This window comes from Halorhodospira halophila, assembly GCF_016653405.1.
Classification (GTDB): Bacteria; Pseudomonadota; Gammaproteobacteria; order Nitrococcales; family Halorhodospiraceae; genus Halorhodospira; species Halorhodospira halophila_A.
The window spans coordinates 26,398-41,267 of the sequence record NZ_NHSN01000005.1; the positions used below are offsets into that span (position 1 = coordinate 26,398).

16 protein-coding genes are annotated in these 14,870 nt (G+C 70.4%); 12 read left to right on the plus strand and 4 right to left on the minus strand.

Annotated features, from left to right (window positions below; all coding sequences use genetic code 11):
• Positions 1-167 precede the first annotated feature (167 nt).
• Entirely contained in the window at positions 168-1,745 is a 1,578-nt protein-coding gene (gene nifA / locus CCR79_RS01820; RefSeq protein ID WP_201168092.1) for a nif-specific transcriptional activator NifA, read from the minus strand.
• 516 nt (positions 1,746-2,261) lie between these two features.
• Between nifA and rsxA the strand changes: the two genes are divergently transcribed.
• The 8 genes from rsxA to CCR79_RS01860 are packed head-to-tail and all read left to right on the plus strand — an operon-like array spanning position 2,262 to position 8,059.
• On the plus strand, positions 2,262-2,846 hold the full coding sequence (rsxA, locus tag CCR79_RS01825; protein ID WP_201168095.1) for an electron transport complex subunit RsxA: 585 nt from the start codon (positions 2,262-2,264) through the stop codon (positions 2,844-2,846).
• Between the two features lie 4 nt (positions 2,847-2,850).
• Complete coding sequence (locus tag CCR79_RS01830) at positions 2,851-3,396, plus strand: RnfABCDGE type electron transport complex subunit B (protein ID WP_201168096.1); 546 nt, start codon at positions 2,851-2,853, stop codon at positions 3,394-3,396.
• On the plus strand, positions 3,386-4,906 hold the full coding sequence (rsxC, locus tag CCR79_RS01835; RefSeq protein WP_201168097.1) for an electron transport complex subunit RsxC: 1,521 nt from the start codon (positions 3,386-3,388) through the stop codon (positions 4,904-4,906). Before CCR79_RS01830 ends, rsxC begins: the two co-directional genes overlap by 11 nt.
• Positions 4,903-5,976: an RnfABCDGE type electron transport complex subunit D gene (locus CCR79_RS01840; protein WP_201168099.1), complete on the plus strand. Its 1,074-nt coding sequence runs from the start codon at positions 4,903-4,905 to the stop codon at positions 5,974-5,976. Before rsxC ends, CCR79_RS01840 begins: the two co-directional genes overlap by 4 nt.
• Entirely contained in the window at positions 5,973-6,644 is a 672-nt protein-coding gene (locus CCR79_RS01845; protein ID WP_201168102.1) for an RnfABCDGE type electron transport complex subunit G, read from the plus strand. Before CCR79_RS01840 ends, CCR79_RS01845 begins: the two co-directional genes overlap by 4 nt.
• The gene (locus CCR79_RS01850; RefSeq protein WP_207190267.1) at positions 6,637-7,332 is read left to right on the plus strand and encodes an electron transport complex subunit E; all 696 of its coding nucleotides are present in this window, start codon (positions 6,637-6,639) and stop codon (positions 7,330-7,332) included. The genes CCR79_RS01845 and CCR79_RS01850 overlap by 8 nt, the downstream gene beginning before the upstream one ends.
• Complete coding sequence (locus CCR79_RS01855) at positions 7,329-7,625, plus strand: RnfH family protein (protein WP_201168104.1); 297 nt, start codon at positions 7,329-7,331, stop codon at positions 7,623-7,625. Before CCR79_RS01850 ends, CCR79_RS01855 begins: the two co-directional genes overlap by 4 nt.
• Complete coding sequence (locus CCR79_RS01860) at positions 7,622-8,059, plus strand: SoxR reducing system RseC family protein (RefSeq protein ID WP_201168106.1); 438 nt, start codon at positions 7,622-7,624, stop codon at positions 8,057-8,059. The genes CCR79_RS01855 and CCR79_RS01860 overlap by 4 nt, the downstream gene beginning before the upstream one ends.
• Here the strand turns inward: CCR79_RS01860 and CCR79_RS01865 are convergent.
• From CCR79_RS01865 to CCR79_RS01875, 3 genes are all read right to left on the minus strand, one after another.
• Positions 8,056-8,796 (minus strand): outer membrane beta-barrel protein, encoded by a 741-nt coding sequence (locus CCR79_RS01865; RefSeq protein ID WP_201168108.1) that lies wholly within the window; start codon positions 8,794-8,796, stop codon positions 8,056-8,058. The genes CCR79_RS01860 and CCR79_RS01865 overlap by 4 nt on opposite strands.
• A gap of 71 nt (positions 8,797-8,867) precedes the next feature.
• The gene (locus CCR79_RS01870; protein WP_201168109.1) at positions 8,868-9,644 is read right to left on the minus strand and encodes an MBL fold metallo-hydrolase; all 777 of its coding nucleotides are present in this window, start codon (positions 9,642-9,644) and stop codon (positions 8,868-8,870) included.
• Positions 9,645-9,693: 49 nt separating this feature from the next.
• Positions 9,694-10,455, minus strand: a complete 762-nt coding sequence (locus tag CCR79_RS01875) for a class I SAM-dependent methyltransferase (RefSeq protein ID WP_201168110.1) — start codon at positions 10,453-10,455, stop codon at positions 9,694-9,696.
• Positions 10,456-10,617: 162 nt separating this feature from the next.
• On the opposite strand from CCR79_RS01875, the gene CCR79_RS01880 reads away from it, so the two are divergent.
• The 4 genes from CCR79_RS01880 to CCR79_RS01895 all read left to right on the plus strand — a co-directional run.
• Positions 10,618-10,812, plus strand: a complete 195-nt coding sequence (locus tag CCR79_RS01880; protein WP_201168112.1) for a hypothetical protein — start codon at positions 10,618-10,620, stop codon at positions 10,810-10,812.
• 43 nt (positions 10,813-10,855) lie between these two features.
• Positions 10,856-12,472: an HD domain-containing phosphohydrolase gene (locus CCR79_RS01885; RefSeq protein WP_201168114.1), complete on the plus strand. Its 1,617-nt coding sequence runs from the start codon at positions 10,856-10,858 to the stop codon at positions 12,470-12,472.
• Positions 12,473-12,474: 2 nt separating this feature from the next.
• Complete coding sequence (locus CCR79_RS01890) at positions 12,475-14,487, plus strand: CHASE2 domain-containing protein (protein WP_201168116.1); 2,013 nt, start codon at positions 12,475-12,477, stop codon at positions 14,485-14,487.
• 99 nt (positions 14,488-14,586) lie between these two features.
• On the plus strand, positions 14,587-14,870 hold a 284-nt coding region (locus CCR79_RS01895; RefSeq protein ID WP_201168118.1), incomplete at its 3' end, for a LysM peptidoglycan-binding domain-containing protein.

A 14,870-nucleotide genomic window follows, 5' to 3' on the forward strand; every position in this document is an offset into this window, starting at 1 on the left:
CCGGAGCCGCGCTCCGGTCGGGCCTGCCCGCTCTTCTGCAAACCTCGTGCCGGATCACGGGAGCGGCCAACCGCCCGTCTCGCCGTGCCTCCCGCCGCGGCATTCGCCGCGCGTGTCGCAAACCCCACACAGCCGCGTGTCGCGTCCGCCACGCCGCCAGCAACGGCTCATAGGCTCTTGACCGGGATGTCGAGGGTCTTGATCCGGTAGGCGATCTGCCGCGGCGTCATGCCCAGCAACCGCGCCGCCTTGGCCTGCACCCAACCGGTGCGCTCCAGCGCGGCGATGACCCGCTCGCGCTCGTCCAGGTTCGGGTCGTTCGGGTCCGGGGCCGCCGGCCCGGCGGGCAGCACCCCGCCCTCGACGGCCGGCGAGCCGTCCTCGGGGATCCCAGCCAGGATCACGGCCTCCTGGTCGATGCGGCCGTCCTCGCTCATGATCGCCGCCCGCTCCAGGGCGTTCTCCAGTTCGCGAACATTGCCCGGCCAGTGGTAGCGCATCAGCGTGCGGATGGCGTCGTCGGAGATCTCCAGCGCCCGCTCCTGGTTGCTGGCGATGCGCCCGACGAGGAACCGGACCAGCTCCGGGATGTCCTCGAGGCGCTCGCGCAGCGCCGGCATGGTGATGGTCATCACGTTGAGCCGGTAGTAGAGGTCCTCGCGGAACTCCCCGGCGGCCACCGCCGCCTCCAGATCGCGGTTGGTGGCGGCGAGCACGCGCACGTCCACCCGCCGGGTCCGGGTGCTGCCCACCCGCTCGAACTCCCCCTCCTGCAGGACCCGCAGCAGCTTCGCCTGGAAGGCCGGGGAGATCTCGCCCATCTCATCGAGGAAGATGGTGCCGCCGTCGGCCTGCTCGAAGCGCCCCACCCGGCTCTGCACAGCGCCGGTGAAGGCGCCTTTCTCGTGGCCGAAGAGCTCGCTCTCGAGCAGGCTGTCGGGCAGCGCCGCGCAGTTGAGCTTGACAAAGGGCGCGTCGGCCCGGGGCGAGTTGTAGTGGATGGCGTTGGCCAACAGCTCCTTGCCGGTGCCGGACTCACCGCGCAGCAGCACCGTAGTGCTCCACTGCGCCACCCGACGCACCTGCTCGAAGACCCGGCGGATAGCCGGGGTCCGGCCGATGACGTTCTCGAAGCCGTAGCTCTCCTGCACCTCCCGGCGCAGGCGGTCGCGCTCATCGACGATGGCCGCCTGCTCACGGTCAACCTCGGTGGCCAGGCGGACCGTCTGTGCGACCAGGTTGGCGACCATCTGCATGAACCGAGAGCGCTCGGCCAGCAGCGCGCCCTCGTCGGCGGCGGGCTGGGCGGCGAGTACGCCCACCGGCGGGTCCTGCTCGCCGGGGCCGTTGATGGGTACACCGATGAACGGCAGATCCGGATCGTAGAGGCCGAGCCGATCGAGGAAGCGCGGCTCCTCGGAGATGCGCCGCACGATCAGCGGCTCGGCGTGATTGAGGATCTCGCCAACGATCCCCTCGCCCGGCCGGTAGGCGACCTCATTGGCGGGGCTCTGCCCATACAGCGCGCGCACGATGGTCTCGCGGCGGACGGGGTCGCGCAGGGCGACCATCCCGGAGTGCATATCGGCGTGCTCGTGGAGCACCTCCAGGACGGCCTGAAGGCTCTCGCGCAGGTCGAGACTGCGCGAGAGCACCCGGCTGACCTGGTACAGCGCCTCGAGCTGGGCCTCGACCAGTTCGGCCCGGGCGCGTTCTCGGGGGCCGACGGACGTGGGGTTCTCCATGAATACTCCCCTCCGCTAGGTGCATCGGTTTTGGCTGGCCCAGATGGGGTCAGGGGGCCCCAAGGCGTCATTGAACGCGCCGAGCATCGCAGCCCCGGCAGGGGTTCGGCGCGAACCTTTACGGGTTCGCGCCGATCAGCGCGCAGCCACAGCGAAGCGTGTTCTGCGCGCGGCCCTGCCGGGGTGAGAAGCGCAGGAGACCCGCAGGGCGCGTTCGTCAGACGCCTTGGGGCCCCTGACCCCATCTGGGCCAGCCAAAACCGTTGCAACTCCCGTTCCAGACAGCCGGCGAACCGTCGACCCCCGTTTGTCGCGTTTCTCACAGTGGTTCACGGAAGGTGATGCTTTTGTCGTCTGTGCCACATCGGTGCAACGGCACCTCTTTGGTGCAAATGGGCGAGGTTCGGACGGGATGACGCGGGGTTGCGGGACCGTGGTGCTCAAAGGGTACCGGCTGGCACGGCTGATGCTTGACCCGTAGCGAACGCCGCCGACGGGCCGGGAAAGGGAAAGAGGATGACGGAATACCTGCTACTGCTGCTCGGCGTCGCCCTAGTGAACAATGTGGTCCTGACCCAGTTCCTGGGGCTGTGCCCGTTCATGGGTGTGTCGAACCGACTGGATACCGCCCTGGGCATGGGCCTGGCCACCACCTTCGTACTCACGTTGGCGGCGGCGGCCGGGTGGGTGATCGAGCACGCCCTGCTCATCCCCCTGGACCTGGAGTTCCTGCGCATCCTCAGCTTCATCCTCGTCATCGCCGGGACCGTGCAGTTCACCGAGATGGCCGTCGCCCGGGTCAGCCCCGCCCTGCACCAGGTTCTGGGCGTCTTCCTGCCGCTGATCACCACCAACTGCGCCGTGCTCGGCGTGGCCCTGCTCAACATCCAGGAAGCGCACACGTTCGCCGAGAGCCTGGTCTTCGGCGTCGGAGCGGCGCTCGGTTTCACGCTGGTTCTGGTCCTGTTCGCCGGCCTGCGCGAGCGGCTGGCCACGGCGGCGGTACCGGCCGCCTTTGCCGGTGCCCCCATCGGCTTCGTGGTCGCCGGGCTGCTGTCGCTGGCGTTCATGGGACTGACCGGACTGCCCGAAGGAGGGTGAGGCGATGTATGCAGCGATGCTGGTTCTGACCGGGATGGCGCTGGTGATCGGGTTCCTGCTGGCCGTGGCCGCGCAGTATCTAAAGCCGCCGCCGGACGAGACCGCCGAGGAGGTGGAGCGCGTCCTGCCCGGTACCAACTGCGGCCAGTGCGGCCTGCCCGGCTGCAGCGTCGGCGCCCGGGCCGTGGCCGCCGGCGAGCTGCCGGTGAACTTCTGCCCGCCCGGCGGTCGCGCCGTGGCCGAGGAGATTGCCCGGATCACCGGGCAGCCGCTGGTCCTGGAAGACGGCGACGACGGCGTCCGCCGGGTGGCGCGGGTCACCCGCGAGGACCTGTGCACCGGCTGCCTGAAGTGCATCAAGGCCTGCCCCACCGATGCGGTCATCGGCGCACCCAAGCAGATCCACGGGGTATTGCCCGAGGCGTGTTCCGGCTGCACGGCGTGCATCGACGTCTGCGCCACCGGCGCGCTGGAGATGGTCCCGGAGCCGGTCACCCTGGCCAATTGGCGCTGGCCGCGACCGACGGAGGCCTGCGACCGTGCTGCTTAGCAAACCAAAGATCATCCGCGGCGGCGTACGCACCGAGTCGCGCAAGCAATCCACCGCAGAGGCCCCGCTGGAACCCCTGCGGGCCGGGCAGCGGCTCTACGTCTCGCTGGCCCAGCACATCGGCGCGCCCGCCCTGCCGGCGGTCGCACCGGGCCAGGACGTCGCCAAGGGGCAGTGCATCGGCACGCCGGAAGCCGGCCTCTCGGCCGCCGTCCACGCCCCCACCTCGGGCCGGGTGGTGGCCATTGACCGCCATCCGGCGCCGCACCCCTCGGGGCTGACCGTCCCCACCGTGATCATCGAACCCGACGGCGAGGAGCGCTGGGCGCCGCAGCTGCCGGACCCGATGACCGCGCCGGCCGGGCAGCTCGACCCTACGGCCATCGCCACCCGGGTGGCCGAGGCGGGCATCGTCGGCATGGGGGGCGCCGCCTTCCCGGCGGCGGTCAAGCTCGGCGCCGGGCAGCCGGTGGCCACCCTGATCCTCAACGGCGGTGAGTGCGAGCCGTACCTGACCTGCGACGACCGCCTGATGCGCGAGCGCGCCGCCGGGATCATCGACGGCGCCCAGCTGATGGCCCGCGCCCTGGGAGCCGAGCGCACCGCCATCGGGGTCGAGGACAACAAGCCGGAGGCCATCCACGCCCTGCGCCGCGCCACCGACGCCCTGGGCGGCCCCGACGTGGTGCCGGTACCGAGCCTCTGGCCCCAGGGCTCGGAAAAACACCTGATCTACACGCTGACCGGCCGCGAGGTGCCCGCCGGGGCGCGGGCGGCGGATATCGGCGTGGTGGTGCACAACGTCGGCACCGCCTACGCCGTCCACCGCGCCGCCCGCCACGGCCGGCCGCTGATCAGCCGTCCGATCACCGTCGGCGGCGGCGCCGTGGCCGAGCCGACGAACTTCGAGGTGCCCCTGGGTCTGCCGCTGCAGGCCCTGCTCGAGGCGGCCGGCGGGCTGCGCGAGGACCCGGCCCGGGTGCTCGCCGGCGGTCCGATGATGGGCCAGGTGGCCCCGCTGGAGGCCGGCGTGGCCAAGGGCACCAACGGCGTCATCGCCCTGACCGCCGCGGAGATCCGCGAGGCCGAAGGGCGCCCCTGCATCCGTTGCGGGCGCTGTGTCGATGCCTGCCCGATGGGGCTGATGCCCTTCGAGATCGCCAACCGCGCCGCCGCCGGCGACGTCGACGGCGCCGCGGCCAGCGGCCTGATGGACTGCCTGACCTGCGGTTCCTGCGCCTACGTCTGTCCCTCGGCGCGGCCGCTGGTCCAGCTCTTCCACCACGCCCGGGGTCAGCGCGCCGAGCAAGCCGCCGCCAAGGAGCGCAGCGAACTGCAGCGGCGCATGGCCGAGCAGCGGGCGGAGCGCCAGCGACGCGAGCAGGAACGCAAGAAGGCCGCCGCCGCGGCCCGCCGCCGCCAGCGGGCGCAGCAGAAGGCCGCCGGCGGCGATTCGGAAAGTCCAGCCCAGGAGCAGCCGCAAAACGAGGAGAAGGAGACTCAGACGTGAGCGAGCTGGTTGCCGGCCCCCACACCCGGGCCCCGCTGAGCCTGCCCACCCTGATGCGCCAGGTGCTGCTCGCCGCAGCACCCGCCACCGCCTTCGGGGTGTGGCTCTACGGCTGGCCGGCCCTCAATCTGCTGCTGATCACCCTGGTCACCGTGGTGGCCGCCGAGGCCGCCTGCCTGCGCGCGGCCGGACGCCCGGTACGCAGCGGCGTGGGTGACAGCTCCGCGCTGGTCGCCGGCTGGATCCTGGCCATGAGCCTGCCGCCCTGGGCGCCGTGGTGGATCGGTGTGATCGGCGGACTGCTGGCGGTGATCCTGGGCAAGGGGGTCTTCGGCGGCACCGGGCAGAACCTCTTCAATCCCGCCATGGTCGCCCGCGTTGCCCTGCTCATCGCCTTCCCGGTGGAAATGACCCGCTGGGTGGAGCCGGCCCCCCTGGGCTCGGCAACCGCCCCCGGCTTCCTGGAATCGCTCGGGATCACCTTCGCCGGCGCTGCTGACTGGGACGCGGTCACCGGCGCCACCACCCTCGACACGGCGCGCACCGCCGTCACCGAGGGGCAGAGCATCGAGACCGCCCTGCCCGAAGCCTACCAGCCGGCGCTGGCCCTGCTCGGCTACGCGCCGGGCAGCCTGGCGGAGGGCTCGGCACTGCTGCTCGCCCTGGGCGGGCTCTACCTGATCTACCGGCGGGTGATCGCCTGGGAGATCCCGGTGGTCATGCTCGCCACCCTGGCGCTGCTCGCCAGCGCCTTCCACCTGATCGACCCGGATCGCTACGCCGATGCCGGCGTCCATATCCTGGCCGGTTCGACCCTGCTGGCGGCCTTTTTCATCGCCACCGACCCGACCACCTCGCCGGCCACCACCCTCGGCCGTGCGGTCTTCGCCGCCGGCTGTGCGCTGATCGTCTGGGTGGTGCGCACCTACGGCGGCTACCCGGAGGCCACCGCCTTCGCGGTGCTGCTGATGAACGCCTTCACCCCGCTGATCGACCACTGGATCCGCCCCCGGGTCTACGGCCGGACCCGGCTGGGCGCGCCGCTGAGCACGGACCGGGAGGGCCCATGAGCACGCCGGAGCGCCCCAGCTACCAGCAGCGCACCGCCTACCACGTCACCCTGCTCGGCATGGTGGCCCTGCTCAGCAGCGCCGCGCTGGTCATTGCCGACCTGCAGACCCGCGAGCCGATCGAGGCGGCCCGCGAGCGCCAGCTCGGCGAGCGCATCGCCCAGGTCACGCCGGTACACAGCGCCGCCGACGCCCCGCTGGAGCGCACCGTCACCGTCGAGCACGACGGCCGCCGACACACCGGCTGGCAGCACGTGGAGGGCGATGCAGTAACGGCGGTGGCGCTGGAGAGTCAGGCCCAGGGCTACGGCGGCACCATCCGGGTGATCGTCGGCATCGACCGCGACGGCGAAATCCTGGCCGCACGCGTCACCGAGCACCGGGAGACCCCGGGGCTCGGCGACGACATCGAGGCCGAACGCTCCGACTGGATCGACGCCTTCGAGGGGCGCTCCCTCGGCGATCCCCCCGAAGAGGCTTGGGCCGTGGAGAAGGACGGCGGCGAGTTCGACCAGTTCACGGGTGCGACCATCACCCCGCGGGCGGTGGTCGAGGCCGTCCACGCCGCCCTGCACGCCTTCGAGGCCCACCAGGACCGGCTGCTCGACCCCCGCGCCGGCCGCCAGCGGACCGCCGATGGCGCAACCGAGGAGACCGACGATGGCTGACACCGATGCCGGACTCGCCGACCGGGAAGCACCCGCCCCCGAGGGCCGCTGGCGGCGCATCGCCCGTGAGGGGCTTTGGGACAACAACGTGGTCTTCGCTCAGCTGCTGGCCCTCTGCCCGCTGCTGGCGGTGACCTCTACCGCCACCAACGGTCTGGGGTTGGGTCTGGCCACGCTGTTCGTGATGGTGCTCGCAGCGGTGCTGGTCTCCACCCTGCGCGGGCTGATCACCGACCCGGTGCGCATCCCGGTGTTTATCCTGCTCATCGCCACCCTGGTCACCGTGGTGGATCTGTTCATGGAGGCCCACCTCAACCCCCTCTACCAGGCGCTGGGGCTGTTCATCCCGCTGATCGTGACCAACTGCGCCATCCTGGCCCGGGCCGAAGTCTTCGCCTCGCGCCATCCGCCCGCCGAGGCCGCCTTTGACGGACTGATGATGGGCCTGGGCTTCACCGCCATCCTGGTCGTTCTCGGCGGCGTGCGCGAGCTGCTCGGCGCCGGCACCCTGTTCGACCAGGCCGGGCTGATGCTCGGGGATGCCTTCGCTTTCCTGGAGATCACCGTCTTCCCTGATTACCCCGGCTTCCTGCTCATGGTGCTGCCGCCGGGGGGCTTTATCGCGTTAGGATTTCTGATGGCCGGCAAGCGGCTGCTGGATCGACGCCGGGAGGCACAGACGACATGAGCGAGCACGAGGCGCAGAACGACCCCCTGCAGGTCTCGGTGGCCTACGTCGAGGGCAGTGAGCACTTCTGGCGCTGCCTGCAGGTGCCGGCGGGGACCACCGCCGCGCAGGCCGTGGCACAGAGCGGCCTGCAGCAGCGCTTCCCGCACCTGGAGCTGAGCGCGCTCAAGCTCGGCGTCTTCGCCAAGCCGGTCAAGGCTGATCGGGTTCTCGAGAACGGCGACCGCGTGGAGGTCTACCGGCCGATCACCGCCGACCCGGAGGCCCTGGCCGGCGAAGAGGCGGATTCATGAGCGGCTGCCTGGAGCGCGAGGCGGTGGTCATCGAGACCCGCGGCGATCAGGCCCGGGTCCACGCCGACCGGCCGGCGGCCTGTGGCGCCTGCAAGGCGCGCGGGGCCTGCGGCGCGCAGCTGCTGGACCGCCACCGCGGGGCGCGGGGCGTGTGGGTGCGCAACGCCATCGGCGCCCACGCCGGCGAGGCGGTGGTGGTCTCGGTGCCTACCGGCGCCCTGCTCGGCGGCGCCCTGGCCGTTTACCTGCTGCCGCTGGCCGGCCTGCTCGGCGGCGCCCTGCTCGCCGACGCCGGACTCGGCGCCGGCACCCCGGGCACCGTGGCCAGCGCGGCGGCGGGTCTGGTGGCTGGACTACTGGCCGCACGGCGTCTGCTGCAGCGTCGCCGCAGCCCAACCGGGCAACTGAGCCTGCGCCGCCCCGGCAGCGCCTAGAAGCGCAGGCGGACGCCGACACGCCCGCCGCGATTGCGCGACTCCTCGTACTCGAAGACGCCGTCAAAGAGTCCCTCCACCAGCTCGACACGGGCGCTCAGGGTCAGGCGACCATTGCCGATGCGCAGCAGACGCTCCTCGGGATCGTCCGGGTCGTCCATGCCCAGGTAGTAGGCGTAGTGGGCGTCCACGCTCCAGCGCCTGGAGAGCGGTCGCTGCACACCCAGCCCCACGGTGGCACCGGCCCGGCGGTCCTCCCGGCAGGCGTCGTCGTCGTCTTCCTCACACTTTTCGAGGTTGCGCCGCTCGCGGGCGGCCGCAGCGTACACGTCCGTTCCGGCCACCACGTCGCTCCGATGCCAGCCCAGGCCGAAGGCGTAGTGCTCCAGGGCGGCGCGGGTATCTTCGGCGTCCCCGCCCCCCAGGCAGTCGCCGACGCAGGCATCCGTGCCCAGATAGTCGAAGTAAAGAAAACCGCCCGCGGCGGACTGCCAGGAGGCGCGCAGGTGGCCGCCGATGGCCCGGCGGTAGTCGATGGCCTCAGCGTCCGGATCCCCCTCCGGGCGGACGCTCAGCGAGCCGTCGAAGACGACCTGGGCAAAGGCCAGCTGGACGTAGCTCTGCGGTCGTTGCTCCTCGGCGGCGGCCGGCGCCACCCCGAGGACGAGGAGCAGCGCCCAGGCGATGCCTGCCCGAGCCCGGCTCGGGCGTGATTGCGGGTTGTCGCTTGCTCGCATCCGGGAACCGGCCCACGCGTCGGGGTGAGTACGGAACCTAACCGCTCGTCCGCGGCGATTCAACGCCTGCCTCAGCGGCCGATCTGCAGGACGTCGCCGCCACGCAGCAGTTCGCAGTGCACCCCGGCGGCAGCGGCCTGCTCGCGCAGCTCCTCCTCGATATGCGCCGCCGCACCGGGTTTGAGGTGCGTGACCCACACCCGCACGCCTGCGGGCCAATGCCGTAGTTCTTCAACGAGCTGCGCCGGGGTGTAGTGGCCCACCTGGCGGGCCAGCGACTCCAGAGCATCGGGGAAGGCGCACTCGATGATCAGGGCATCCGGCATCCCCAGCTCTTCAAGCCGCTCACGCAGCGCCGGCGAGGCACCGGTATCGCCGCTGAAGACAAGGCTGCCGCTGCCATCCTCGATGCGATAGCCCACAGCCGGGACGCTGTGCCGCGCCGGCAGCGGCGTGATGTGGAACGCACCGAGGATCAAAGCCTGAGCGGAGGGCAGCGGCTCGAAGACAAGCACCGGCTCCTGCGGGGTGGGGATGGCGGTGAAATCCGGCCATAGGACGCCGTTGAACAGGTGCTCGCGCAATACGTCGAGTGTCGGCGCCGGCGCATGGACCCGGATGGGCGGGGTGCCGTCACCGATACGGGCGTCGGCCATCAGCCCCAGGTAGGCGGTGTGATCCAGATGGGCGTGGGTCAGCAGCACATCGCGGATGCCGCCGAGCTCCGCGGCGGTCAGGTCGCCGACGCCGCTGCCGGCGTCGACGAGCAGCCAGCCGTCCACCAGAAAGGCGGTGGTGCGCAGCCCCTGGCCGATTCCGCCACTCGTGCCCAGCGCGCGCAGCTCCATCGCCCCTCCGGTGGTTTCGGGTCGCCGCCCGGGACGACCCGAGGGTCACTCAGCCTTTGCGGCGCAGGACCCAGATCTCCAGCAGCGACCACTCCTCGCCAGGATAGTTCTCCTGCTCGAGCTGCGACATGCGCCGGTGGCGCGAGGCCATGCTGCCGACGAACTCGAAGCGCTCGAGGAGCATGCGCTTGGTGGCGTCGGCCTTCTCCAGGGCGAAGGGATTGAGGAAGTTGACCAGCATGTACCCCTCCCCCTGCTTGCTGGCAAAGGCGTCGAGGATCTTCTTGATGGCCTCCGGCTCCAAGTAGACCAGCGCGGCGGTGGAGATGACCACATCGGCCTCGGCCATGGTGCGCTCCACGGCCTGCTGCGTCTCGGCCGGCGGGGCGTTAAGGTCGGCCTCGATGGTCTCGTCGTAGATACCGGCCTGCTTGCCGTAGGCGAGCGCACTGCCGGAGATGTCGATCCCGGTGACGCGCGCGGGGAAGCGGCGCTCGGCCTCGATGTTCAGCGCGGCGTCGCGATCGCGCCAGTTGTGGCGGATGGCCTCGAAGTCCATGCCGTACAGGGTGGCCATGGTGGTGTTGCCGAAGCAGGCGCACAGGTCCACGAAGTTCACCGGCTGGCCACCGGCGGTCTGCTTCTCGACCCAGGGCAGGATCAGGCGATCGAAGGTCTGGCGATTGAAGTTATCGGAGACGTAATCGAGGGCGTCGAGGATCTGTTCCTTGAAAGGAACCGGGGAGTCGGCGATGTAGATATCGTCGAAGTGCTGTTTCTTTTCGTCGGTCTTGACACCGGTGTCGCTCATGCGGGCTTCTCCCTTTCGCTGATTTGCGGCGTATCCTCCCGCTGAGGCCCCCGCGGGTCAAGCCGGACACCGCCCGGCACGACACCGCGGACCATTGTGTTCAGGAGCCTGCGCGCGTACCTTTCCCACAGGGAGAGTCCGACAGAATGCTCAGGAGGGACGATGGAATTCGACACGCTCGGTGGCAAGCTGGCGCTGGTTGGCCTGACCGGTGTGGCCTTCGCCGTTCTCTACATGCTGTTCATCGCGATCGCCGTCGATCCGCGGCTGATCTCGATGGACTGGCTGGTGGTCTCGGTTCTGGCGGGTGCCGGATGCAGCTACCTGATCTACCAGTACAAAGGCATCATCAAATAGAGCGCACCGGGGCCGTCCGGATCGACTGCGCCGGAGCGTTGCCGTGAGCGATGCGTACGAGCCGCCGCTGACCGAGCAGCGCCTGGCGCAGCTCCTGGAAATCGGTGTAGCCCTGTCTGCAGAACAGGATACCGACCGACTGCTCGAGCGCATCCTCAGCGGTGCCCGGGCGCTCACCTCAGCCGACGCCGGAACCGTCTACCGGGTACGCGACGGGCAGCTTCACTTCAACACCGTCCACAACGACACCCTCGAACTCCACCTCGGCGGCACATCGGGACGCCCGATCGACTTTTCGCCCCTGCCGCTGTACCTCGAAGACGGCACCCCGAACACCCGCAATGTGGCGGCGTACGCCGCGGTCCACGGGCAAACCGTGCGCATCGACGACGCCTATGACGCGCAGGGGTTCGACTTCTCCGGCACCCGGGCGGTGGACGCACGCACCGGCTACCGGTCGCAGTCGTTCCTGACCGTACCGCTGCGGGACCACGAGCAGACCGTGATCGGCGTGCTGCAGCTCATCAACGCCGTGCGCGACGGCCAGACCGTGCCCTTCTCGCCGCGCGATGCGCGCATTGCCGAATCGCTGGCCTCCCAGGCCGCCATCGCCCTGACCAAGCAGGGTCTGATCGATGCCCAGCGCCAGCTGTTCGAATCGTTCACCGAAGTCCTGGCGCGGGCCATCGACCGCAAGAATCCGACCACCGGCCGCCACTGCGAGCGCGTCCCGCAGCTGACGCTGATGATCGCCGACGCCGCCTGCCGGACCGCGCAGGGCCCATTGGCGGATTACCGGCTCAGTGCCGAGGAGCACGAGGAGCTGCGCCTGGCCGCCTGGCTCCACGACTGCGGCAAGGTCACCACCCCCGAGGCGGTGGTGAACAAGGCGACCAAGCTCGAACGCCAGACGGACACCATCGAGGAGGTGGCCACCCGAGCCGCCGTCGTCCGCCAGGAAGCGGAGGCCACGCGGCTGCGCCGGCATCTGAGCGGCGGCAGCCAAGAGGCGAACCAAGCGGACACCGATTACCGGACGCTCTGCCAGCGCCTGGACGACGACCTGACCTTCCTGCGCAGTGCCAACATCGGCGGCGAGGCCATGGACGACGCCGCGCGCGAGCGGGTGGCGGCCATCGCCGACGCCTACAGCTGGACGGACGCCGCAGGCCATCGACAGCCTCTGCTCACCGCCGGGGAGATTGAACACCTGCAGATCCGTCGCGGCACGCTCAGTGACGCCGAGATGGAACAGATGCGCGACCACGTCCGCGTCAGCCGCGAGATGCTCGATCAGCTGACCTACCCGCGCCATTTGCAGCGGGTGCCGGAGATCGCCTCGCAGCACCACGAGCGCATGGATGGCGGCGGTTACCCCGAGGGCATCACCGGGGCACAGATGAGCCGACGGGCCCGGATGATGGCGCTGGCCGACGTCTTCGAGGCCCTGACCGCCGCCGACCGCCCCTACAAGCCAGGCAAAAAGCTCAGCGAGGCGGTGCGCATCATGGGCTTCATGACCCAGGACGGCCACTTCGACCCGGAGCTCTTCGACGTGTTCATCCGCGAGGGCGTCTACCGCGACTACGCCCGGCACTTCATGCACCCCGAGGCCATCGACGAGGTCGACGAGGCCGCCATCCCCGGCTACCGGCCGTAGCCGTGCCGCACACCCTGCGCAGCCGCCTCGCCCCGCTAACGATCGGCGTGCTGCTCCTGGCCCTGGTGGTGACCGCCACCCGCGGCGACTGGCCGCCGGTGCGCGCGACGGTGGAGGCCGCCGAGCAGCTGATCTACGACCAACGACTGATCTGGTCGCAGCGCACCGGGCTGGACGCCCACGACGAGGTCGAGATCGTCATCGTCGATATCGATGAGCGCAGCCTCGGGCGCGTCGGCCGCTGGCCGTGGCCGCGGAGCACCGTGGCCGAGCTGCTCGAGGCGCTTTGGGCCGCCGGGGCCGTGGTGGTCGCCTTCGACATCGTCTTTGCCGAACCCGAGCACAATCCGGCGGAGCAGGTGGCCCGCGGGGTGGACGACCCGGCGCTGCGTGAACGCGTCGGTGAACTCGCTCCGCGATTCGACGGCGATCGCCGCCTGGCCGAGCAGCTGGAGCGCGGCGACTCGGTGCTCGGCTTCTTCCTGCACCACGACGAGACCACCAGCCATACCGGCAGGCTCCCCGATCCGGCACCGGGGCTGGATCCGGCGACTGGCGACTCCACGGTCATCCACCGCTTCGACGCCTACACCGGCAACCGCCCCGCCCTCCAGCAGGCCGCCACAAGCGGCGGCGCCTTCAGCATTGTCCCCGACAGCGACGGTGTGGTGCGCCGGGCGCCACTGCTGCTCGGCCACGGCGAGAAGGCGTACCCGAGCCTCGCGCTGGAGACGGCACGGGTCTACCAGCTCCTGGACAGTCTGCGAGTCGAGACAACGCGTATCGGCGACTACAACGCCGTGGCGGCGGTGGGGCTCGGCGCTGCCCGCCTGCCCACGGATGCCCGGGGCCAGGCCCTGATCCCCTATCGCGGTCCGCAGGGCAGCTTCCCCTCGATCAGTGCCGCAGACCTGCTGACCGGCGATGTGGACGATGGAATCCTGGAGGGCGCCATCGTCCTGGTGGGTACCAGCGCCATGGGCCTCTACGACATGCGCGCCACCCCGATGCAGGCAGCCTTTCCGGGCGTCGAGATCCACGCCAACTTGCTCGCCGGCATCCTCACCGACGACCTGCCCCGGGAGCCGGCCTGGGTCGAGGGCGCCGACCTGCTGGCCACCCTGGTAGCCGGGCTACTCGCCGCCGGCCTGCTGCCCTTTCTCGGGCCGCTCGCCACGCTGGCGGTCACCGCCGCCCTGCTGGCCGCAATCCTGGGCGCGAACCTGTGGGCCTGGGCCCAGTGGGACCTGGCCCTGGGCGCCACCGCCCCGCTGGCTGCCGTGCTGCTCATCGGTGCCGGCAACCTCTCCTGGGGGTTCCTCTTCGAGTACCGGCGTCGTCAACAGCTGCGCCAGCGCTTCGGCGAGTACGTCCCGCCGGAACTGGTCGCCCGCATGGCCGAAGCCCCGGGCTCCTATACCCAGACGGGCGAGACGCGGGAGATCACGGTGCTCTTCGCCGACATCCGCGGCTTCACCACGCTCTCCGAACAACTCGACGCCGCGGCGCTGCGCGAACTGCTCAACCGCTTCTTCACGCCCATGACCCGGGTCATCTTCGAGCACGGCGGGACCATCGACAAGTACGTGGGGGATCTCATCATGGCCTTCTGGGGCGCCCCGCTCGACGACCCGGAGCACCGCCGCAATGCGGTCGCCGCGGCGCTGGCCATGCAGCGCGAGGCGACCCGGCTGCGCGAGGAACTGGCCCGCGAGGGGCTGCCGGCGATCGAGATCGGCGTCGGCCTGAACTCCGGGCCGGCGGCCGTCGGCGACATGGGCTCGGCCTACCGTCGGGCGTACACGGCCCTGGGCGACACCGTCAACCTGGCCTCCCGGGTGGAGGGGCAGACCAAGACATACGGCGTTGGCGTACTCGTCACCGAGCACACCCGCACCGGGCTGGAGGCGGTGTACCGGTTCCGTGAGGTCGATCGGGTGCAGGTCAAGGGGCGCGAGGAGCCGGTCACCCTCTACGAGCCAATTGACGCGCCCCAACCACCTGCAAAAACCTGAAACTTTTTATTCTTCCAATTTCAGTCCGGCTCGCTTAGCTTAACCGTAAGGGCGCCAAGGTTAACCCCTTCCTCCAATGCTGCGACGGGATGGCTGGGCATGATCAAACGCACCGGGCTCTGCGCCCTCTCCCTTCTGTTCGGTTCCAACCTCGTCCAGGCAGAGCCCGATCCCCCGGATACGGGGATCGAAATCGAGTCCGGGGATACCCTGTGGGACCTGGCCGCCGAACACCTCGGCAACCCACTGCTCTACCCGTGGATCTGGCAGGCCAACCCGACCATCGCGGATCCGGCCCGTATCCGCTCCGGCGACCGTTCGGTTCCAACCTCGTCCAGGCAGAGCCCGATCCCCCGGATACGGGGATCGAAATCGAGTCCGGG